This is a genomic window from Acidisphaera sp. S103 (assembly GCF_009765975.1).
Classification (GTDB): domain Bacteria; phylum Pseudomonadota; class Alphaproteobacteria; order Acetobacterales; family Acetobacteraceae; genus Rhodopila.
Genome location: NZ_LMUJ01000111.1, coordinates 333,132 through 352,782, shown reverse-complemented (window position 1 = coordinate 352,782; position 19,651 = coordinate 333,132). Strand labels below are relative to the sequence as shown.

Annotated in this window: 23 protein-coding genes; 14 read left to right on the top strand and 9 right to left on the bottom strand. The window is 58.7% G+C overall.

Annotation, left to right across the window (positions count from 1 at the left end; genetic code table 11):
- Window positions 1–76 precede the first annotated feature (76 nt).
- Together GSQ89_RS37780 and GSQ89_RS37775 are read right to left on the bottom strand one after the other, a co-directional pair.
- Window positions 77–346: a type II toxin-antitoxin system Phd/YefM family antitoxin gene (locus GSQ89_RS37780; protein WP_158933255.1), complete on the bottom strand. Its 270-nt coding sequence runs from the start codon at window positions 344–346 to the stop codon at window positions 77–79.
- Window positions 347–741: 395 nt separating this feature from the next.
- Entirely contained in the window at window positions 742–2,082 is a 1,341-nt protein-coding gene (locus GSQ89_RS37775) for a PLP-dependent aminotransferase family protein (protein ID WP_158933254.1), read from the bottom strand.
- A 119-nt stretch (window positions 2,083–2,201) separates the two neighbouring features.
- On the opposite strand from GSQ89_RS37775, the gene GSQ89_RS37770 reads away from it, so the two are divergent.
- The 3 genes from GSQ89_RS37770 (at window position 2,202) to GSQ89_RS37760 (ending at window position 4,020) form a co-directional block, all read left to right on the top strand.
- Window positions 2,202–3,158: a threonine/serine dehydratase gene (locus GSQ89_RS37770; RefSeq protein WP_254073562.1), complete on the top strand. Its 957-nt coding sequence runs from the start codon at window positions 2,202–2,204 to the stop codon at window positions 3,156–3,158.
- A 36-nt stretch (window positions 3,159–3,194) separates the two neighbouring features.
- Complete coding sequence (locus GSQ89_RS37765; RefSeq protein ID WP_158933252.1) at window positions 3,195–3,632, top strand: hypothetical protein; 438 nt, start codon at window positions 3,195–3,197, stop codon at window positions 3,630–3,632.
- A gap of 133 nt (window positions 3,633–3,765) precedes the next feature.
- Window positions 3,766–4,020, top strand: coding sequence for a hypothetical protein (locus tag GSQ89_RS37760; protein WP_158933251.1), 255 nt, complete (start codon window positions 3,766–3,768; stop codon window positions 4,018–4,020).
- Here GSQ89_RS37760 and GSQ89_RS37755 read toward each other — a convergent pair.
- Window positions 4,002–4,487, bottom strand: a complete 486-nt coding sequence (locus GSQ89_RS37755) for a hypothetical protein (RefSeq protein ID WP_158933250.1) — start codon at window positions 4,485–4,487, stop codon at window positions 4,002–4,004. The two genes, GSQ89_RS37760 and GSQ89_RS37755, sit on opposite strands and share 19 nt — an antisense overlap.
- A gap of 187 nt (window positions 4,488–4,674) precedes the next feature.
- On the opposite strand from GSQ89_RS37755, the gene GSQ89_RS37750 reads away from it, so the two are divergent.
- Window positions 4,675–5,379 carry a hypothetical protein gene (locus GSQ89_RS37750; RefSeq protein ID WP_158933249.1) on the top strand — a complete coding sequence of 235 codons (705 nt, stop codon included), beginning with the start codon at window positions 4,675–4,677 and terminating at the stop codon, window positions 5,377–5,379.
- Between the two features lie 787 nt (window positions 5,380–6,166).
- On the opposite strand, the gene GSQ89_RS37745 is transcribed toward GSQ89_RS37750, so the two are convergent.
- A complete protein-coding gene (locus GSQ89_RS37745) occupies window positions 6,167–6,526 on the bottom strand; it encodes a hypothetical protein (RefSeq protein ID WP_158933248.1) in 360 nt (119 codons plus the stop codon).
- Between the two features lie 718 nt (window positions 6,527–7,244).
- Here GSQ89_RS37745 and GSQ89_RS37740 point away from each other — a divergent pair.
- The 5 genes from GSQ89_RS37740 (at window position 7,245) to GSQ89_RS37725 (ending at window position 10,263) form a co-directional block, all read left to right on the top strand.
- Entirely contained in the window at window positions 7,245–7,505 is a 261-nt protein-coding gene (locus GSQ89_RS37740) for a hypothetical protein (RefSeq protein ID WP_158933247.1), read from the top strand.
- 26 nt (window positions 7,506–7,531) lie between these two features.
- On the top strand, window positions 7,532–7,666 hold the full coding sequence (locus tag GSQ89_RS39870) for a hypothetical protein (protein WP_256367379.1): 135 nt from the start codon (window positions 7,532–7,534) through the stop codon (window positions 7,664–7,666).
- 382 nt (window positions 7,667–8,048) lie between these two features.
- On the top strand, window positions 8,049–8,216 hold the full coding sequence (locus GSQ89_RS37735) for a hypothetical protein (RefSeq protein ID WP_158933246.1): 168 nt from the start codon (window positions 8,049–8,051) through the stop codon (window positions 8,214–8,216).
- A gap of 206 nt (window positions 8,217–8,422) precedes the next feature.
- A complete protein-coding gene (locus GSQ89_RS37730; protein WP_158933245.1) occupies window positions 8,423–8,992 on the top strand; it encodes a hypothetical protein in 570 nt (189 codons plus the stop codon).
- Between the two features lie 257 nt (window positions 8,993–9,249).
- On the top strand, window positions 9,250–10,263 hold the full coding sequence (locus GSQ89_RS37725; RefSeq protein ID WP_158933244.1) for a hypothetical protein: 1,014 nt from the start codon (window positions 9,250–9,252) through the stop codon (window positions 10,261–10,263).
- 1,143 nt (window positions 10,264–11,406) lie between these two features.
- Here the strand turns inward: GSQ89_RS37725 and GSQ89_RS37720 are convergent.
- The 3 genes from GSQ89_RS37720 to GSQ89_RS37705 form a co-directional block, all read right to left on the bottom strand.
- Window positions 11,407–11,904 carry a DUF6790 family protein gene (locus GSQ89_RS37720; RefSeq protein WP_158933243.1) on the bottom strand — a complete coding sequence of 166 codons (498 nt, stop codon included), beginning with the start codon at window positions 11,902–11,904 and terminating at the stop codon, window positions 11,407–11,409.
- Between the two features lie 367 nt (window positions 11,905–12,271).
- Window positions 12,272–13,378 (bottom strand): sensor histidine kinase KdpD, encoded by a 1,107-nt coding sequence (locus tag GSQ89_RS37710; protein WP_158933241.1) that lies wholly within the window; start codon window positions 13,376–13,378, stop codon window positions 12,272–12,274.
- A 247-nt stretch (window positions 13,379–13,625) separates the two neighbouring features.
- The gene (locus GSQ89_RS37705; protein ID WP_158933240.1) at window positions 13,626–14,381 is read right to left on the bottom strand and encodes a DeoR/GlpR family DNA-binding transcription regulator; all 756 of its coding nucleotides are present in this window, start codon (window positions 14,379–14,381) and stop codon (window positions 13,626–13,628) included.
- 87 nt (window positions 14,382–14,468) lie between these two features.
- Between GSQ89_RS37705 and GSQ89_RS37700 the strand changes: the two genes are divergently transcribed.
- Together GSQ89_RS37700 and GSQ89_RS37695 are read left to right on the top strand one after the other, a co-directional pair.
- Window positions 14,469–14,840 (top strand): DUF4406 domain-containing protein, encoded by a 372-nt coding sequence (locus GSQ89_RS37700; RefSeq protein WP_158933239.1) that lies wholly within the window; start codon window positions 14,469–14,471, stop codon window positions 14,838–14,840.
- Window positions 14,841–15,346: 506 nt separating this feature from the next.
- Window positions 15,347–15,799, top strand: a complete 453-nt coding sequence (locus tag GSQ89_RS37695; protein ID WP_158933238.1) for an OsmC family protein — start codon at window positions 15,347–15,349, stop codon at window positions 15,797–15,799.
- Window positions 15,800–15,867: 68 nt separating this feature from the next.
- Here GSQ89_RS37695 and GSQ89_RS37690 read toward each other — a convergent pair whose 3' ends face one another.
- Together GSQ89_RS37690 and GSQ89_RS37685 are read right to left on the bottom strand one after the other, a co-directional pair.
- The gene (locus GSQ89_RS37690; protein WP_158933237.1) at window positions 15,868–16,014 is read right to left on the bottom strand and encodes a hypothetical protein; all 147 of its coding nucleotides are present in this window, start codon (window positions 16,012–16,014) and stop codon (window positions 15,868–15,870) included.
- Between the two features lie 1,109 nt (window positions 16,015–17,123).
- Entirely contained in the window at window positions 17,124–17,465 is a 342-nt protein-coding gene (locus GSQ89_RS37685) for a helix-turn-helix domain-containing protein (RefSeq protein WP_216856643.1), read from the bottom strand.
- Between the two features lie 42 nt (window positions 17,466–17,507).
- On the opposite strand from GSQ89_RS37685, the gene GSQ89_RS37680 reads away from it, so the two are divergent.
- The 3 genes from GSQ89_RS37680 to GSQ89_RS37670 all read left to right on the top strand — a co-directional run bounded on the left by GSQ89_RS37680 (window position 17,508) and on the right by GSQ89_RS37670 (window position 19,593).
- Window positions 17,508–18,473 carry an IS1595 family transposase gene (locus GSQ89_RS37680; RefSeq protein ID WP_158933236.1) on the top strand — a complete coding sequence of 322 codons (966 nt, stop codon included), beginning with the start codon at window positions 17,508–17,510 and terminating at the stop codon, window positions 18,471–18,473.
- Window positions 18,474–18,535: 62 nt separating this feature from the next.
- Window positions 18,536–19,378, top strand: coding sequence for a hypothetical protein (locus tag GSQ89_RS37675; protein ID WP_158933235.1), 843 nt, complete (start codon window positions 18,536–18,538; stop codon window positions 19,376–19,378).
- Window positions 19,379–19,380: 2 nt separating this feature from the next.
- Window positions 19,381–19,593, top strand: coding sequence for a hypothetical protein (locus GSQ89_RS37670; RefSeq protein ID WP_158933234.1), 213 nt, complete (start codon window positions 19,381–19,383; stop codon window positions 19,591–19,593).
- Window positions 19,594–19,651 lie beyond the last annotated feature (58 nt).

Below are 19,651 nucleotides of genomic sequence, written 5' to 3'. Positions count from 1 at the left end.
GATCCATACCTGTAAAGCGGGTGATTTCTTGTCCTTTCGCAGGTTGCTTAAGACATCGGTGTCAAGGATGAACACGTCAGTCCTGTACCCGCCGCGAAAGCAGGTCCGGGAAATCGCAACGCACACCCTCAAGGATGCGGTCGAATTCCTCCTCACCCTCGCCCGAATAACCCGCGTTCAGCAGAAATGTCTTGATAGTTGGTTTTGTGGCCTCGAAGTAATCCTTCGATACTAAGACCACCTTTTTTCCATCTCGACGTTCGATAAGCTGAGGTTCTCCACCCACCGCAGCGTCGACAACATCGGCAAACTTATGTCGCGCTTCGGCAGCTTGCCAAGTGCGCATCTCATACCTCCGCTTGCTGAGGTGTCAATGTTTCATCATAAATAGAGTGCCAACTAAAAAGTCAATTCATATGACTCCGGACATGGCGGACGGTTGAGCCGAGCAAATCGCACCATCAGTCAGATAATGGAGGCCCGGTGTGCCGTCGGCGGTTCTGCCCGGGTGGGCCGAGCCCGGCCTCGACGCACAGAGGAGAGCCATGAAGCGATGTAGTGAGGTGTTCATCGGAATCGATACTGCAAAGGCGCGCAATGCGGTTGCCGCGGCTGAGGCCTCGTCCCTTCCAACAGATTGAAATTCCAGGTTCCAACGTGCGCATACTTCCAGGCGCCCACTGTGCCAAGGACTGTGTCGATCGTCGCCTGGAGGTACGGCTGCCGCCCTCATTCCCGTCGTCATTCGGTCACGTCTGTGCTGTCTGGGCCGCCGTCCAGGAGATGCCGTAAGCGTGTCAGGGCGGTCTCCAGCTCCTCGTGTGACGGCAGGCCAAGTGCGAGCCGCACTGCATTGGGGGCATGTCCCGGCGTGATGGTGAACGCGCTTGACGGTGTCACGGCAACGCTGACGCGCGCGGCCGCGGCGACGAATGCTTCTGACCGCCATCGCTCGGGTAGGTGCAGCCAAGCATGGTAGGATCGCCCGTCTGCCTGGAACGCCGATGATCCGAGACGCGCGGCGACGATGCCCTGGCGCAGCTGCGCGTCCGCACGTTTGCGCAACGCGATTTCACGCGCGGTCCCGTCGGACATGAGGCGCATGCCGATCTCCAGTGCCAGGCCTGCTACATTCCACGCGCTCGCCCGCATGGTTATTGCGATACGGTCCCTCAAAGCCGAAGGGGCGCAAATAAAGCCCAGCGCCAGTCCAGGGGCGATACGTTTCGACATGCTATCCACGACGATGCAATGGTCCGGCGCCCGTGCGGCCAGCGGCGGGTCATCAGCCAGGAAGCCGTAAACCCGGTCCTCGATCACGACGATGCCGAGTTTCTCGGCCAGCCGGAGCAGGTCCTCGCGTCGCGCGCCACTCATGGAGCACCCGAGCGGATTATGGAGGACCGGTTGGACGTAGAGGGCCGATAACGCCCCGTCGCGATGAGCCTTGTCGACCGCATCGGGGCGAATACCCTCGGCATCCATCGCAATGGGCACCGGTATCACGCCATGCCTGGCTGAAATTGTCTTGATGAGCGGATAGGTTACCGCCTCCACGCCTAGGCGCCCGCCGACAGGCACGAGCGTGGCGATTGCTGAGGCAAGCGACTGCCTGCCGCTTCCCGTGAACAGGAACGATCCCGGTTGCGGCGTCCACTGGTCGGTTCCCATGAATTTCGCGGTGACCCTTTGAGCGTTCTCGAGACGCGATGTGGTCATCGGCCGCAAGGCGGCGTCCAGCACATCGGCTCGCTGGAACGCCGCCAGGCAACCGCTCATCAGGGCTGCCTGGCCCGCGGCGATCGGGAAGTTGAACTCCAGATCGATGCGGCTTTCTCGTTGCTCGCTGTTCATCGAGATCGCCGCGGGTGGCTGCGCGGCGACGAACGTCCCCCGGCCCACTTCGCCGCACACCAGCCCTCGGCGGAGCAATCCCGCATAGATCCGGCTGGCTGTCGAAGCCGCGATGCCACGCTGATAGGCGAACTGGCGCTGCGGCGGCAAACGGTCGCCCGGCTTGAGCTCTCCGCTGGCAATCGCGGCGGCCAGTTCCTCGATCAGCGTGGCAGAGTCGATTCCCATGTAAATTGCACCAGGAGCAATGTTGCGATTGCACCGTAAAACTTAAGGGGGCAATCGAGATATAGCAACCAACGGACGACACGAGGCAACCGATGGCAATCTCGGAACACCTGCCGACAATGACGGACATCGATGCCGCGGCCTCGCGCATTGCATCCGTCTGCATAGAGACGCCGCTGCTTGAATCACCGGTGCTGAATGCGCGCCTCGGCGGCCGTCTGCTGGTCAAGGCGGAGAACCTGCAAGTGACCGGCTCTTTCAAGCTGCGAGGCGCCTACAATCGCCTCGCCGTGCTCGATGCGGACGAGCGCAGGCGTGGCGTAGTCGCACGATCGTCGGGCAATCATGGGCTGGCAATCGCCTACTGTTGCAGCCTCCTCGGCATGCACGCAGTCGTAGTTGCTCCGGCCAGCGCGCCAAACGCGAAAATTCAGCGCATCAGAGGCTATGGCGCCGAAGTCATTCTGGTTGACGACCCGCGCGAACTTGCACGTGTGAGCGACGAAATCACGCGGGCGCAACGCCGTGTCTTCGTGCCTCCAGCCGATGATCCCTGGGTCGTCGCCGGTGCTGGAACGGTTGGGCGAGAAATCATGCATCAGGCGGCGGCAATGGGTGTCGTTGTTGGTTCACTGATGGTGCCCTGTTCAGGTGGAGGACTGACATCTGGCTGTGCGCTCGCGGCTAACGCGTTGTCGCCTGCCACGACCATCTATGCCGTCGAGCCGATCGGTTTCGAGAAGATGGCGAAATCGGTTGCTTTGGGCCATCGCGTCGACAATCAGCCGGGCGGGCGCACGATTTGCGACGCCCTCAGCGGTCCTTATACCGCCGAGGTCCCCTTCGAAATCGTCAGGTCGCGCCTGGCTGGCGGCATTGGTGTCAGCGACGATGAAACGAAAGATGCCATGCGAACAGCATTCGCCGAGTTTGGACTCGCCGTGGAACCGGGCGGTGCCGTCGGTCTTGCCGCGGTCATGTCGGGGCGCTTTCCAATTATTGGTAAGACCGTTGCTGTCATATTGTCGGGTCGCAACGTCGACCCCGATTTGGTCGCTGGCATTCTGGCGGCTTGATGATACGCAGTCAGATGATCACGAAAGTCAGTTGAGATGATCCTCGGAGTGGCGCTCTTCCGCGACGGCAAGCTCATCTCGCATACCATCGCCGCCATGGCCAGCGCCGCCCTCTACGCTTGGCGGCACAGTCGCAGCGCCGGGAAGACACAGCCGATCTTGATCGAGTTCTCGGGCCGCGATGAAGAGATCGTGGTCGACGGGCGTGACCTGCTCTACACCACCGTCCATTGGGTCCGGGCACGCGATGTGGCGGAGGAGTTGCGTAAGCTCTGCGGCGAGGCCATCCGGGTCGACCTTGATGCCGCGGCCGAGATGGCCTCCTTCACTCGACGGATTGCGAGCGTGGACCTCGTGCCAGGATCCGGCGGTGGTGCTCGGCCACGCCGAAGAACGGTCCCCAAGCCTCGCGAGGATTCGCGGGCACCCTCGCCCGTGAGCTTGGAGCGCTGCGAAAATATCGATAGGTTCTGAGGCTCAACCTCGGGCGGCTCGCATCGCACCGACGTCGCACGATTTTCGGGACATTCAAAGGTCTTGCTTATTGACTTGCGGTCGATCCACATTTGCGAGGCGCGTATTAAGTCGCCGCTGGAGCGAGGTCGATATGAAAACTGAAAATAAGGCGGTATACTCGGGCGAAGGCAATTTGACACCGCGCAAGAAGCGAGTCTTCCGCCCCAGCTTCTTGCCCCTCTACACTGGCTGTCGCATGATTAACCGCATAAGCGGCAAGAGGATTCAGCTGACAGGCCCAACCCGCTTGCAGCAGAAGCTGCTGGAACTTCATCGTTCCGGGGTGGAACTCAACCTGGCAAAGGCTGCATTGTCACCGAATGGCGTCTATCTTCCTGCAAGCTGATCGAGCTCCGCATCCAGGCGGTCACGCAGGTCGCGGACAAGGCTGATGTCAAAGAGCCATGTTTCCTGATCTCCTGCCATGGAACGCACGCCAATTTCCAGCAGGTCTTCTTCCAGAACAAACAGCGGGCCGCCGTCAAGGTGTCTGCTGTGCGGGATAGCTGCGACAGCTTCTGGTGTTATCCGGGGCCTATTGTTGACAAACCGCCAATAGGGATTTCCCTGTTCGATGCTCGCGGCCTCAGGCGCATGGGCGAAATCGCCCGTCAGCCCCTTATCCAGGTAGTCAAACAATCTCACCGCTGCCTCGGGCTGCCAGATCCACAATGAGTCACTGCCAGTCGCTGGCCGGACGGCAAACACGATGATGTCGCCTTTCCGCCCCCGAATCCCAAGGAAATCGAAGGACGTGACGATTTGAGCCGCAGGTATTTGCCGCGGAGCGGGTACATTGGGAGTGTCCGGCATGAAGGGGTCCGTGATCCAACTTAGTACATGAACGCGTTACCTGCAAATCTTCCCCGATACAACACCCTGTGGCCTAACGATCCTCGGCACCGGGCACGTAGCGCGTTCGGCAGCGTCGTATTGCTGGCGGTGCCCCGTCCATATACCGGTTGGTTTCGATGGCTGTCTTTGAACGGGACGGGTTCCGATGCCGTTATGGCGGTTGCCGCGTCGTGATTTCGCAAGCGCGCAGAATCACACACAGATTTCCTTTCCGATTCTCAGCTCGCCGATCAATGCTGAGTGGTACCAGATGGATAGAATAACGGATATCCGGGCCGCCGAGGACCACCCGCCGCAATACGTTGACGACAAGGACCAGGAGGAGACCATGGACGATCTATTCTTGGAGGGCACTTGTCGCCCGTGCGGACAGTCACCCACGGATAGGGATGGAGGCCTCGCTGATCTTCTCAGCATCTGCGACCTTGTGAACACGCTGAACGTCGGGTTGTTGGAGGCTGTTCGGTCTCACGGCGTCGCCATCGTCTATGACGGGAAACTCCCATCCGACCCAGAAATATACGTTGCCGTGCTGAGGGCGGATGTTGAAATCGATCGAACCCCCTTCGTTCTGCTGTCACATTTGGGTTTGATTCGGAACATGCCGAGCGGAGCGCCCTTGCCTGTCGCCAATGGACAGCGGTTGATGGCGGAGCGCGCGAGCGACAGCATAACGTCCGCGATTTGTGCCATCCAGGCGAAAGGCATCGAGATCGCGGTCAGGGTCGATAATAGCAAAATGGCTTGGATAACAGGGATCCGTTCGTCATCCACGGTCTCCCTTCCGGTCAGCCTCCAAATGGACCGGAAGGGAGATGTCGGTCTGCCGCTCTGTGTTCGCCTGTGTTAGTCATCGGCTAGGTCGCCTGACCCCGGTTGCATACTTGGCGATGAAGCGCGGATCATACTCCAATGATAATCCGCATGGCTTCAGCAACGCATCCGCAATGCAAGCGACTAGAGCCCGCTGTAGATCCTCGTGTTTTGCAGCGTCTGTGCCTGCCATGTCGTCGCAAGCCCGACAAATGGCCTTTTGGAGGTCGTCGACTCGGGGGACTGATCCCGCTACGATCTCGTCGAGAATGTTGGGCATACGAATCTCACGGAAAAGGAATTCGCCGCCCAATTTGCTGGGATTGCGATCCGCTGACAACCTGCGGAGGTTGCACCGCGGCGATGCCGCGGCTACCAGCTGCACCTCATACGTATCCCGGACACTGTCAGCGTCTCCACCGCCGCGGTCCGCCCTATCAGTATGGCCCGGGCCCATGATGAGCCAGTTCTCGACGGAATCGTCCGGACCTGGTTTGTCGGGTAGCAAAGTCGCTACTCATTTGGTCGCTGGCGTTCTGGCAGCGAGCGGTCACCGAGTTTTCTGATTGTCAAATAGCTGGATATGCGGTTGGGCTAAAGGGCAGGCAGACGCTCAGATAAACAGTTGTCGCAAGGCTAATTCCCGCTGCTGACGGACACGGACATCTGACTTGACGCAAAGACGATTCAGCATAAGTTGTGAGCGACGCATTCGCTCCCCTCACAATCCAGCGCCTACTGCGGATGCGTCGATTTCCCTTCGATAGGATGGCCCTGAGAAAGGAAATTGCGACCGTTGTGCTCAGCCGAGGTATGACCTACGCTCATCGAATGCGCCCGCTCGCGACGGCTTTTACGGCCCTATCGGTAAGCTCCTTCTCAGTCTCCTCTGTCCCGTCAAGTCCGAGCCCGTTGGCTCGCGCAAGTAGCTGTTGCTCGAGAACCCTGTTGCTGACCTGGCCGATCGCCTTGGCGATTACTGTGGCCAACTGCTTCTGCGCCTCCTCGTCGCCTTCCTCCAATACGAAACGCAAAGCTCTTCGAGCAGCCGCGGGAAGAAGTGCGCCGACTGCGGACGCTTCCGCCGCAGCTTGACTTTGCGTGACCCCATCAGACCGCGCGATTTCCTTTACACGTGCCGCCAGCTTTGGGTCCGCTCTGAACGAGATTGTTTTACCAGCCATTACTCCCTCCATATCCTATGGGGTCTATAGGAAGATGCTCTGGAGGCCGACGACAAGGAGGTTGCGCAAGCTATCGTTCCACAGCTTCCCGGCAATCATCTCAATTTCGGTGAGGGTGATAAAGGACAAAGACGGCGTTCCGGCTCGCCTGCGAACTCCGGCGGGGACGGGACGGCCGGGGAATGCTACGAAGCGCACCCCGAGGATGGGACGCGACACATAGTGTCGATAATGTAATCACAACTTTTCAATAACTTAGGTTGGATTGCGACACATAAATTCTGCAACGTGCGACACAAAATCCCACAATGTTAAGGCATGCGACAGAAAGGACATGCAATCCGCAGCCTGCGCCCGCTATCCCAAAGGGCAGGGCGACATTGATGCGCAAAGCTTGGCGTTCAGGTGTCCTGCACTCGACTTTGGCTGTCTTCTGCCAACCCCAGAAGCATCGTCTCTCGAATAGAGACCGACCTATGGATCAGCAAAACCACCGGGCGAAGAACGCCGCATTGCACGTTGGCAAGACGGTCGTCGAGGGCGATGCCCACAGAGTTATGAGAGGTGTCACGATCATCAACTTCATTGACGACGAAATACCGGAAGAGAGAGACGCCAGGTCGCGGTGGCGTTAGGTGTCGTCTCTGCGGCGGAGTGCGCCCCTTGACGTTTTTGCCATGGCAGCGGAAACGATCGTGCAAGCTTTTTGGAGGCTTCCTTGCACGTGCTGACTTTCAAAATGGATGTGGCCGTGCTGCCTGGAGGGACGGCGCGGTGTGCGCTTCTGACGGTCGAGTTCACCAATCGAACAACCGACTCGGTCATCTTGAACGAAGACCAAGCCCAGCGTGCCGCCATGACCGTGACCCTGACATCGCGCCAAGGAGAGCTCGCTTCCTTGAATAGCCTTGAGCACCAGGAAGTCCCGCCCGCGCAAAGAATTCCTGGCACGGCGAGCCGTGCTGTCAGCTTTAACTGAAGATGCTCTCAGGCGGATAGCTCCCGATGTTCGCCCGTTCATTCATGGCGGCGGGATCCTTCTGCCTGCTGCTAAGGCTTTCGGGCACCTTCTTCCTCGCTTTCTTCGACCCGTTCAGCGCTCATGGGCTGGTGACGGCAGTCGATGATTGCTTCGGGTGAAATTAAATCCGGTTTCCGTGAAAGTGCCGAGCGGACCCGCTCGGCCCATGTTGTCGCTTCCATCCTTTGCTCCTTCATTCACAACGTCTCAGCATCCGAACTGCACGGCATCCCGATCTGATGCCGCACCGAGGGATGGCGGCCAGCGAGGGACTGCCCTAATATGATTGTCGATCGTCACTCGTTTTGGAAGAGTTTCGCCGCAACATCGTAGCGGTCCCCTCCTTCTTTTCCCTGGCGTTTGTCCGGAGGAACGAACTGCGCTTGTTCTTGGTTCTGTCGAAGCGCTGGATTGTCGGGCGCACGACAGCCTAGATTCGCGATCTGTAAGGACTTCTGCGATCGTTCCGTCGCCACGCCATTCGCGGAGATCTCTGTCGACATGGTCCTTGTGCCGTCATTCGGCGCCGAGGCGACACTCGATGGGCGCATCGTGAAGGCCGAGAACCTCCGCCTTCAGACTGTCGCCATCGCCTTCGTAGTCCAGCAGCTACCGTCTCCATCCGACGAAGCCGCCAGCGGCGTCAAATCCGACAGGTTGGACATGTGAAGCTTTCGGGGCGGAGGTCGCGCCCGCACGCTCAGGACAGGATCTGCTCGGTGCACCGCGCTCCAATTCCATCGCGGCCGGGGACAGGCCAATCATCATTATCCGCAACAAAGCTGAAATCGTGAGCGAAGCAGCTCCCACTGGACCCAATTATAAAACGTTGTAAACTGTCCCTTCGTTTAGAGGAGCGTAAAATGGCGTCTCGGATGGCCGATTTAAGCGCCCTCGCCAGCGCGGAGTCGTCGCCAGGGGAGGCCCGCGAACTCCTGCTCTCAATTTTTGGCCAGCCGACGCCTGATCGACTGCAGGATACCTATTATGCGTTGCGCTCGTGGGCGTGGAAGGCTCTCGACCAGCGTCGCCGGGATCCGGAGTTGGCGGCGTGGCGTGACATCTTCAGCTCCGCATCGACTTTGATGGTGAAGAATGGCCAAACCGCGCTGGGTGACAAGATCGGCGCTTTGGGCGAGCTCGTCAGCGAGTCCATCAGCGTCGGCAGGAACTTCGGCGCCGTCGATGTGACACGCCGTCAGCACGTTGCTGAGATCCTGGGTTTCCTGAGCGCGCATGGCGGCCGGGCTCGGCGTGCGGATCTGAAAGAACACCTCGGCCTGGCTCAGTGCAATCTCACCCGTGTGCTCAATATGATGTCCACCGCTGGCCTGGTGGAGCGCATGGCGCATGGCAAGGAGGCAATCTTCGAGTTGTCCCGTGCGGGAGAGGCTGCCCAAAGGCGGGTGGCCGGAAAGGGGCGTAGAAGGCCGCACGCTGCCTAGAACTGATGACGATTTCCAAACGAAGGAACGCGTTGCGTCTTCACGTCGATCCTGCTGAGCACAACAGCCTGTGTTCAGGCGGCTGTGCTCACAGTCGCCAGCGGCTCGCACGGCGGTCTAGTGGCGATGTTGCGTCCACCAAGCGGCGGGATAGTCTCGAGCGTTATCTGCTGGGCGAGCGGGTCGGTGCATCTCAAATTGCAGTCCGATCTATGGAGACCGCCAAATAGCCTGGCGCCACTGCCGATAGGAACACGATGCTAGCCGACGAAATTCTAGCCGCTGCGAACTCTCCCGCCGACCGAATGCTTGTGGGCGCTATATCGGCCCTCGGGATTGCCATACGACAAGCCAAGCGGTTCGACCTGGCGCCCGGCATTGTCGTCACAGCGAACACGATCAGCACCAGCTCTTTCGCGGCGCAACTTCGCGCCCTGCCGCTATGTCGAGTCCCGTTTGAATTCACCTGGATGGAGTGGCCAGGTGCCGATCCCATCTACGACGCCAATCGGGTCGGTAACGCGACCGCTGCTGCGCCAGCGCCCAATCGCATGGGAGTCCTTATCCACGCCGACGAGAGCCGCCAAAAGGGCAGTATGACCTTCGCCTGGTCGCACCGTCAGGAGGGTGTCAATGCGTGCCCGTTGGCCTGTTTCTTCGACTGGCGCGCTGACGCTCCGGAAGTGGATGATCTATCGCGCAGCTTTTTCCGGCAATCCGGGCACAGTGAGGACGAACTGCGCCAGCAAATCGTTGCTCAAAGCCAAGGTATGCCACAGGTGAAAGGTTCCTCGGAGGCTGACCTTGTCGATGACCGTTCAAGGTTTGGTTTCAACATTTCTCCGGCATTCAAATTTTGGGCGGAGGCTCTGCTTCGGAGGCATGGAACGCTCCCGGGACCGGGAACTCAAGAATGGCATCTGTGGACCTCTGACATCCGCGGGGAGCCTGGCATCGCGCGCAGCATTCTGTTGCTGCTCAACAGCAAGAACCTGACCCATAGCGAGGAGTCTCCTGCCCCGGAACGCCTGAACCGGCAGCGCGTCAAAGTGGGAAAGCTGCCTCTCCTCGGCCACACGAAGATCCGGATAAAACTCTCGCGCGCCCTTCAGCAACGGGCTGGCGAGGGGACACAGAGAGAAGCGTCTCGCTTCCATGCCGTCCGCGGTCATTTCAAGATCCGGGCGTCCGGGGTGTATTGGTGGTCGGATTTTATGCGCGGCGATCCAACGCGAGGGTCTGTCCACGGAACATACAAGGTCGACGACTAAGATTCATCAAACGACGGCCGCCGCGGGGCGCCTCTTGCGCGACAGCGAAGAAGGCGGCGTGCTTGGGGTGGCTGTCGGGGCTTCATCCCACCGCCATTACCCTCCACCGTCGGTTCAAGCCCCTGCCCTGAGTGTCACGTCCGCCTGTTCGTCGTTCGCTGAACCACTCAGCCGCGGCGAAGCATGCAATTGAACGACCACCAGCACCGAGCTGATCTCCTGGGTTTGGCGCCAGCATCGTAAGCATCATTTCGATGAGCCATGTTCACCAGGGCGTTGGCTTTGGGGATTTGGCGCTCTGAAATCACGCTGGTTCCTTACGACACCGGACGTCTTCGAAATAGACACCGGAAACTTTGCGTTTTCCGCGAGATCAGTGATGATGAATTAAGACATGCGTTGGCTGGGCATTTCAAAGGAGAGATGCCTCAGCTCTCCGTGCGACTTTCGGCGGCGGGAGAAGGTCATGGAAAAACCCCAATGGACTAGCGCGAGGCGTTACCCGCCTTTCGCCGATATCATCAAGGAGTCAAAGTCGCCTGAAACAGGGACAGAGTTGGTCTGGGTCAGGCAGGACAAAGACCACCCGCACTGGGATTTGTTGCCGGGGATTGGAGTTCAGGTTGGGAAGCGGCAAATTCGGTATTGGCTCCCCAAGGACCACCCCGCCTTCGGTAGGATGTCTCGCTTGATTTCCGAGGCGAGTGACGGGAAGAAAATGATTCAGGTTGTATTGAGCCAGCGGTTCGGGGCAATTCTCGACGTCGGGCCCCTCCAAGCGGCCACAACATAAATGGACGGCAGATACACTATTTCGAAGTGGGGACTTCGCTGTCTGGAAGTCCACGACGCGACGCGATACATGGTGGAGCCAAGGGGGCGAGGCGATCTACTGTGTTGGCCAGCAGATCGGTATCCGAGATCCTCGTAGGTCATCGCCATATGCATACCGCGAGATGCAGCGAATTTAAGCCGCTTCCCGGGCATCTGTTGCAAGGTCGGATGGTTCGCCACTCCACACGGCACCCACATTAAAGAGTTCTCCGGACGGCGACAGGCCCTATGGAATGCACGGAGTCAGCCGATCGCGCAAGGACCACAAGCGGGCGTGTCTATTCGCTAATTCAGCCGCCGCCGACGGCTTCATGTCGTGGTCCCGTAATGTTTTGAGCGCCTCGCAACCACAACCAGGCCGATCGCAAGCAGCGGGCAGATGATGTCCATATAGAATGGAACGCCTGCGTTGCCCGGCGCGAAGTTACCCGCCAGCAACATCTGCCTGACATGCCCGACGGCATCTCCGAGCAGGAAGATCGAGGCAGCACTAACGGCTGCCGCCTTGAAATTTAGGTCGCGCCAAAAAGCGATACAGGCTGTCACGCCGATCGCGAGGTCGGCCATGCCAACCTCGAATTGAAACGGGCTAACCTCCCATCCGATGTGAGCCGCCGCGACCGCGGGAAAGAATACGTGGGAGGTCCCGGCCCACAGCCCGGTAACCCCGATAGGCAGCAGTAGAACCCAGGCCAGGAGCCGCTCAGCCATCGAACCGTCGCGACGTGAAAACGCGATAATCAACGCTAACATGAGCAGCAGGACAGGAAGATTCCGAATCAGGAAGCCCACAAGCTGAGCGATCATCTCCCGTTTCCTATTCCGGGTGGGGCACAATGTTGCAGAACCCTCAGATAGCCGTCCACCCCGTTTGGGTCGGACCGCGTCCCGGAACAGAGACGAGCGAAGCTGATCGTCACGAATTCCCCGGCCGGTTATTGGCAAGTCGGGACGTTTGCGGTCCTCTTGCAAATTGCCTGCCGATCATGCCGGGCTGGAACTACACGGTGCGACTTTATCGACCCCGAACGGAAATTCCCCAACGCGCACGAGATCGCCACCCCGTAGCGAAGCAGCACACTTGTCGTTTGATTAAAAATAGCGCCCGACTGAGTAGGGAGGCTGCCAAACGTCCTTGAAGGCTGTTGGTCGCTGATCACCAGCTCCCCGATTTTCACGCCTTCGGTAAGCGGACGATAAACGTGGTGCCTTCCTCGGCGGATGATCGCACCTCTATGGTTCCCCCATGCGCCGCGATGATCTCTTTGGAGATGTAGAGACCGAGGCCCAGGCCGTTGGCATGGCTGCCGACGTCTTCGTCGAGCCGATAAAAGGAATCGAAGAGCTTCGGTATCATATCCGGGGGAATGGGGATGCCCTCGTTATGCACCGAGACTTCGGCTCCGTCGCCGCTGCGTTTGGCCGTCAGGGTGACGGCGGAATTGACGGCACCATGCTGGACCGCATTGCTGACGAGGTTAGATATCACCTGACTTAGCCGGTGTTCGTCCCACTCACCGGGCAACTCATCGTCGCCGTTCGTCTGAACCACACGGTTCGGAAACACGGCCTGCATTTCCGCGACAACAGTGTTGCAGATGCGACGCAGGCTGGTTGGCGTTCGATGGATGATTATCCCCGATCCCAGCCGGACGCGCGCCAGTTCGAGAAGATCGCTAATCATGTGCGACATTCGCCGAGCACTCACCAGTATCTGCGACGAGAACTGCGCATGACGTTCGGGCGTTTTGACCCGCAATTGTAGTTCGGCCAAGCCGGTTATAGCACTGAGGGGATTCCTGAGATCATGCCCTAGAATGCCGAGGAACAATTCGCGGGAACGGTCGATTTCCTGGCTATAATTGACCACACCCTCGCTTAACATCTGATCGATAGCCTCATTGAACCGTATCATGTCATTGAGGGAAGAGCTGTCGATCTCACTGCTGTCACGCTGCCATAACCGGATAACCGTCGCGCGAAGCGCCCTGAACTCGGAGATGAATTGCCGGGCGGACACGCCCATCGCGACGCGCGACACCACATGCAAGGCTATGGCGCCTTCGCTGTAGTGGGAGCGGTTCGGCTCCCCTTCCGATTTTGCTCTTTGCTCGGCGGCACTTTGCTCGTGCTCCATATTTTCGGCGATGTCGGCCAGCAACTCAACGATGCCGTTCCTGAGCACCGATGAACTGAATGCCTCCTCCGGCAGCAAGGTCCCGGCGAACCGTTCCCACTCCGCCGAAATCGACGCGATGTTTGCGCGTATGAATGCCGCCAATCTTGCCGTAGCCGTAACTCCTGAACAAAGAGACCCACGGTGGGCCGTGGTGCAGGGAAGACGACCCTATGCCCTACAGAACGCGGCGCATAGCATCCGGCATTTCGGTGACGCACAAACCGCCTTCCACGGAACATGGAGCTGCAAATGCAAAGGCTCCGTGCACCCGCGGCTCTCAGGGCTTGTCCTAATTGATCCGGCCGATCTTCAAGGACAACTTGGACCTCCATTTCGATCAAGGTGAAGGCTATGCGGTCAAAAGAGTGACGCCGAGTGCCCGGTAGGTTTTCGCAACCTCTTCTGACAAACCGTTGTCGACGATGATCGTGCCCACGGCGGCAACCGGTAGGACAAGGTAGGGAGAGGCGGCGCCGATCTTCTCGGCCGAGGCAAGTACTACGGTCTCGGCGGCCTGCCGCGCGAGGGCCCGCTTCACCGCCGCTTCCTCCGCATCGCCAGTTGTCAGGCCAGCCTCGGGATGCACGCCTGTAACCCCCATGAAAAACACGTCGGCCCGTACGCGGGTGATGGCCTCCACCGCCGCGGCTCCCACAGTGACCACAGAGTGCTTGAACAGACGACCTCCGATGAGCTCGACCTCGACGCTGGGATGAGCGGCCAGCACCACCGCGACACTTGGACTATGGGTGACGACCGTAGCCCGCAAGTCCGGCGCAAGATGTCGGGCGACCTGCACAGCCGTGGTGCCACCATCCAGGAAGATCACCTGCCCTGGCCGAACTAGACCCGCGGCGCGGCGCCCGACTGCCGCCTTACTCTCGGGCGAGACCTTCGTGCGTTCAGCATAATCGACGAGCGCTGGGGAAGATGGCAACGCCCCGCCGTGCACGCGTTGGAGTCTCCCGTCCGCGGCTAATTCGCGCAAATCCCTGCGGATTGTGTCCTCCGACAATCCGAGCGCCTGGCTGACCTGCTTGGCGACCACACGGCCATCCCGCTCGAGGACCGCCAGGATATAGCTCCTGCGTTCGTGGGTCAGCATAGCCGATTACCGAGCCTACACGATTTTTCTTGCATCTGCACGAAATTGCACGAAACTCCACGCGAACCTGACACAGCGGAGTGCCCCTTGTTCATCCTGATTGCTGGCCCGTATCGCTCTGGCACGGGTGACGACCCCGAGAAGATGGCAGCTAACCTGGCTCGGCTGGAAGAGGTTTCCTGGCCCCTGTTCCGTGCGGGACATCTACCGATGATCGGCGAATGGGTTGCCCTGCCAATTTGGCGGGCCGCGGGCGGCGAACGGGTTGGTGACGCTCTCTACGACGCGATTTTTCACCCGGCCGCCGGGCGCCTCCTGCAGCTTGCCGAAGCAGTCCTGCGTCTTCCGGGCGCTTCAACCGGTGCCGACAACGATGTCAAAATCGCAAGGGAACGAGGAATTCCGGTTTACTACCGGATCGAGGATGTTCCTAGTTGCGAGAGCCACAAAGCGCCCTGAGTTCCCGCGGTCCGGAGCCCGCAGCGTCGAATGCCAGGCCCACCGTACGTCCCACGGTCGCGCCGATGTCCATCCGGTGAGAGTGTACAGGGGGCGAGGTCAGGGACTTGCACCACGCTCCGAGGCTCGGGAATCTGCTATGTGTAACGGCGCGCAGATGATCAGCAACGCACGACCGCCGGATACGACCTATGGCTCGCTGCCGATGGCCGCGCCGCGGCTCTTGCCGATGAGTGCTGAGGCCCAGGTCGAGTCTATTCTACGGGCCGACACGTTCCGTTGGCACGTTTTGGGCGTTGCGGGTGGCCTCGCATAAACCTGCGACGGCTTCGCGCCGCCAATGTTCGTGGGCTCGACGAGCTCGCGACCGCCGACTTTCTGGAACAGACCGAGGCGGCACAGACCTTGCTGATCCACCATCTTTTCTGACTTACGCGGACGCCTGACTGGTGGCAGCATTGACCGACCGAAAGAGATGGCAACTTGCATTCAGATAGTGGGAAACGATGGCGAGCTACGCTGCGGACATTGAGTGGACGCTGGGCAAAGGCGAGGACTTTCTGAAAGGCCGCTACAGCCGAGGCCACACGCTGAGCTTTGACGGTGGGACGGTTGTTCCTGCATCAGCATCGCCGCATGTTGTCGGCAAGTGGGCTGTGAAAGCCGCCGTCGACCCGGAGGAAATGCTGGTCGCCGCTCTCGCGGACTGCCACATGCTTTCCTTCCTGCACGTGGCGCGATTAGCTGGCTTCACAGTCGCAGCCTATCGTGACCATGCGGAGGGCGTGATGGAAGAAATTGCGCCGGGCAAGCAAGCCATCACAAAGGTTGTGCTTCATCCCCGGATCGAATGGATAGGCGAGGCTCCGGAAAAGGCGAAGCTGGATCAACTGCATCATGAAGCTCACGAAGTCTGCTTCATTGCAAATTCCGTAAAGACTCAAGTGACGGTGGCGTAGCGTTGCCTCCGGCCATTCTAATCGTGTCATGGAACAATTGGCGGCGACCGCGACTGACCGATCGGCGGTTAGGTGCGAAGCGTATTCTTGGTCTCCTTGATCCCATGAGCCTTTAGCCAAGCCTTATGCTCGGCCTGCGCCTTGGTCAGCGCCGCTGTTTTGGGCAGGCTGACCGGCTTGCCTTTTGGCGTGGACATGTTGATTACACGAGACATTCGCTTGGCTCCCACCGGATGCGCAAGGAAGCTCTATCCGTTTCCGGAGCGACTCTCGTGCTCCACGGAGGGTGAACGAATTGACGGAACCAGCGAAGCCCGTGTCTTGATTGCCCGATTTGCTCAGATGTTACGGGCGCCTGCGGCATTATGTAGAAGATACACCAAAAACGTTGACATGCACCATTACCGTCTGCGAGTGATCACGCGCGGCAGATTGTGCAACGGTCGGAGATGGCCAAACCACGTGGTGGGGTGGTGGTCACAAAATATGGGGTGGTCATTAGATGACCCCCTTGCGAATCTTGGTGGGGTCATTTATTGGGTTCCCCACCACTAGATACGATGCAGCGATGTCCGATTCTCCGGTTCCGGAACGCCTATCCTCCCTTCTCATCGAGATGGATGCCTTGGTGCGTCGTGCCTACGCGGAGGGATATCAGCAAGGTGTTTCAGATACCCGCGAGCGAATGAATAGAGTAGCGTTGGCGGGGATGGAGCAGCGTATGCCTGCGCTCCTTGGTCCCGGAATTTCACAACCCTCCGAACAGACATACATCCCCCCCTACAACGGTCGGCGCACCCCTCCCAAGGTTGGATTGGGGGATGCATCGAGGATGAATTATGGGTCGGTGATTGGCACAATCCGTAGGGGGGTATTGGCGAGTCCTGGTGTGGGTATGAGCATCAATGAGATGGTGGCTTTCTGCCGTGAAAAGGGGATTGATGCCACGCCCAATGCAGTGAGGGATTCCGTGAAGCGTTTGAGGGGGGCCGAGGAGGTCGTCAGGATAGATAAATCGTATTTCCCAGGTCCTCGCCTCCAAGGATATGTCCCAGGCGATACATCGGAGCAGTCCAAGTCCGAATAGTTTCAAAAACACAGAAGGCGGCCCTCCCTGGCAGGAGTAAGCCGCCTTCGTGTCGGATCAGGGAATGCCTGTCCCCTGACCGTGATCACAGCGGACGCTAGAGCGTCTTACCGCAACCCACCAGTTCGGTAGATAGTCTTTGGCGCCCCGCTGTGGCAAGTGCCACCAGCATAGGGAGACCAGATATAATCTGGATCAACCCGTACGTTCGCACGCGCTTCGGCGTCGTGGAATTCGTCACGGGCCACTGGCGTAGCTTGCCGCGCTAAGGCCCTCGTCGCCCGTTGGGTCATCAATGACGGCGATCCCAACGGGTTTCCCCTTCCTTAAAACCAACTGTACTCCTGCGGCGTCGATCGCCCGCCGCAGGGCCTCCAGATTGTTCGCGATAGGAGTCCTGCGGCCCTTTTCGAAGTCACGCACCGTAGACATCGAGACATTGGCGCGCCTCGCCAATTCTTCCTGACTCCAGTCCAGCCATCCTCTGGCTGCTCTGCTCTGTTCGGGCGTTAGCATGGAAGATGTATCTAACTTTTTTCTCTCAACGTCAACGATTTTCGTTGCCATCTTCAAAAACAACGGATATACATCATCTCAACGAAATTCGTTGGGGTTCTTCCATTGGCTCAGCACTTCCTTCTTACCGCGAAAGCCCGCACGCTGAGCCTGAAAAGCATCATGCGGATGACGGACGACGAAGCGCATGATCGATTTGAACAGATCCGGTTCGCGGACAATGGCGGTGCGGCTTTCTGCCCCTATTGCGAATGCACCAAGGTTTACACCTATCGCGCTCGCAAGATTTGGAAGTGCGCCGCTTGCCTTCGCCAGTTCAGCGTCACCAGCGGGACGATCTTCGCCAGCCGCAAACTGCCGATCCGCGATTACCTGGCCGCGATTGCGATCTTTGCGAACGCGGTCAAGGGCATCAGCGCCCTGCAACTCGGCCGCGACCTCGATGTCCAATATAAGACGGCCTTCGTGATGGCCCACAAAATCCGCGAGGCCATTGGGACCGGTCGTGAAAACATCATCCTGGATGGCACGGTCGAAATCGACGGCGCCCACTTCGGTGGCAAGATCAAGCAAGAGAACATGAAGGCCGATCGCAAGGACCGCCGGTTGGCAGCCGAGCAGACCGGCAAGCGGCAATCGGTTGTGGTCGCCCGCGAGCGAAACGGCCAGACGTTCACGATCGTTACGGCCAGCGAGTCAACCGCCGTTCCCACGATCCGCGCACACGTCGCTCCCGGCTCCATCGTTCATGCCGACGAAGCGGCCGGATGGGATCGCCTGCATGCCCATTACGAGATGCGCCGCATCAACCATTCGGTGGCCTACAGCCTGGACGGCGCCTGCACGAACCAAGCCGAGTCTTTCTTCTCCCGGATGCGTCGCGCCGAGGTCGGACAGCATTACCACATTAGCGGGCAGTATCTGGCGGCTTATGCTGGGGAGATGGCATGGAAGGAAGACAACCGGCGGGTGGCGAATGGCACGTTGCACGAGATGGCTACGGGAACGGCGTTGGCGCATCCGGTTAGCCGGGTATGGGCGGGTTATTGGCAACGTCCAACAGTTGGCTAATCGCTCTTTGCGAATCATCTTAATAGATCATATCCTCGCAACAAAGATGGGGAAGCATCGTAGTGACCATAGTTGTTTGCGTACGCGTAAATGACGGAATTGTGCTGGCGTCGGATAGCGCCACCTCATTCATTGATCCAACCACTGGAATGGCATACAAAGTATATAATCATGCAGATAAAATATTCAATTTAATAAAAGGCCAGCCAATAGGAGCTATGACTTACGGAAGCGGTTCAATAGGCACCGCCTCAATTTCTACCCTATCGAAGGATTTGAGAAAACTTCTCGTATCGCCCGATCTAAACTGCCCTTATAAAATCAACATTGCCTCTTACACGATTGAAGAGGTGGCCCAAAAAGCGCTTTCGTTTTTTGGAGACCTGTACAAAAAAGAATACGTTTCTGGGATACCTAATTATTATATGGGCTATCGAATTTGCGGTTATTCGACGGGCTGTCCATTCCCAGAAGCTTGGGAAATCGGAATTTCAGATGCCCCACCGGTAGCGCCTTGGCCGTTATATAATTTTTCCGACCCTTTCAGTTACGGTCCCCGGTGGGCCGGAGAGGTGGAGGCGCTGGACAGATTGATCCTGGGAGTCGGAAGCAGGTTCTCGGAGGCGCTCCAGGCAAATGGCTTATCTAAGCTGCAAGCTGACAACGTGTATATGCGGACAGTCGCACAACTAAGAGTTGACTTGCATATGGCAGCCATGCCTATTCAAGACGCGATTGATCTGGCTAAATTTCTCGCGGAAACCTCAGCGAGGTTCGCTCACTTTAGTATTCGGGCGCCCACTGTGGGTGGCCCTGTGGAACTTGCTACGGTGACGAAGCACGAGGGTTTTAAGTGGGTCAACCGGAAGCACTACTATACAACCGATCTGAACCCAGGAGGGTGACCATGTCGCAGAATGAGATACAGCAACACAACGCCACCATCCCCGTAAAGGGGTGGACACCAGATCGGCGGTTTATCGTTTATGAATATGCCAAACCAGCGATGACCCGAGAAGGTGGTGGGGTAGATCGTCGTATATCCGCTCCGACTTCTGCGGAATCGAAAGATGCTATGGACGCCCTAATTAAGATGGTTGAGGGCGCAGACAAGACGTAGCGGGCGCCACCTCCCACAACACCAACTGCCCTGGCCCCTGAACCGATCGCAGGGACCC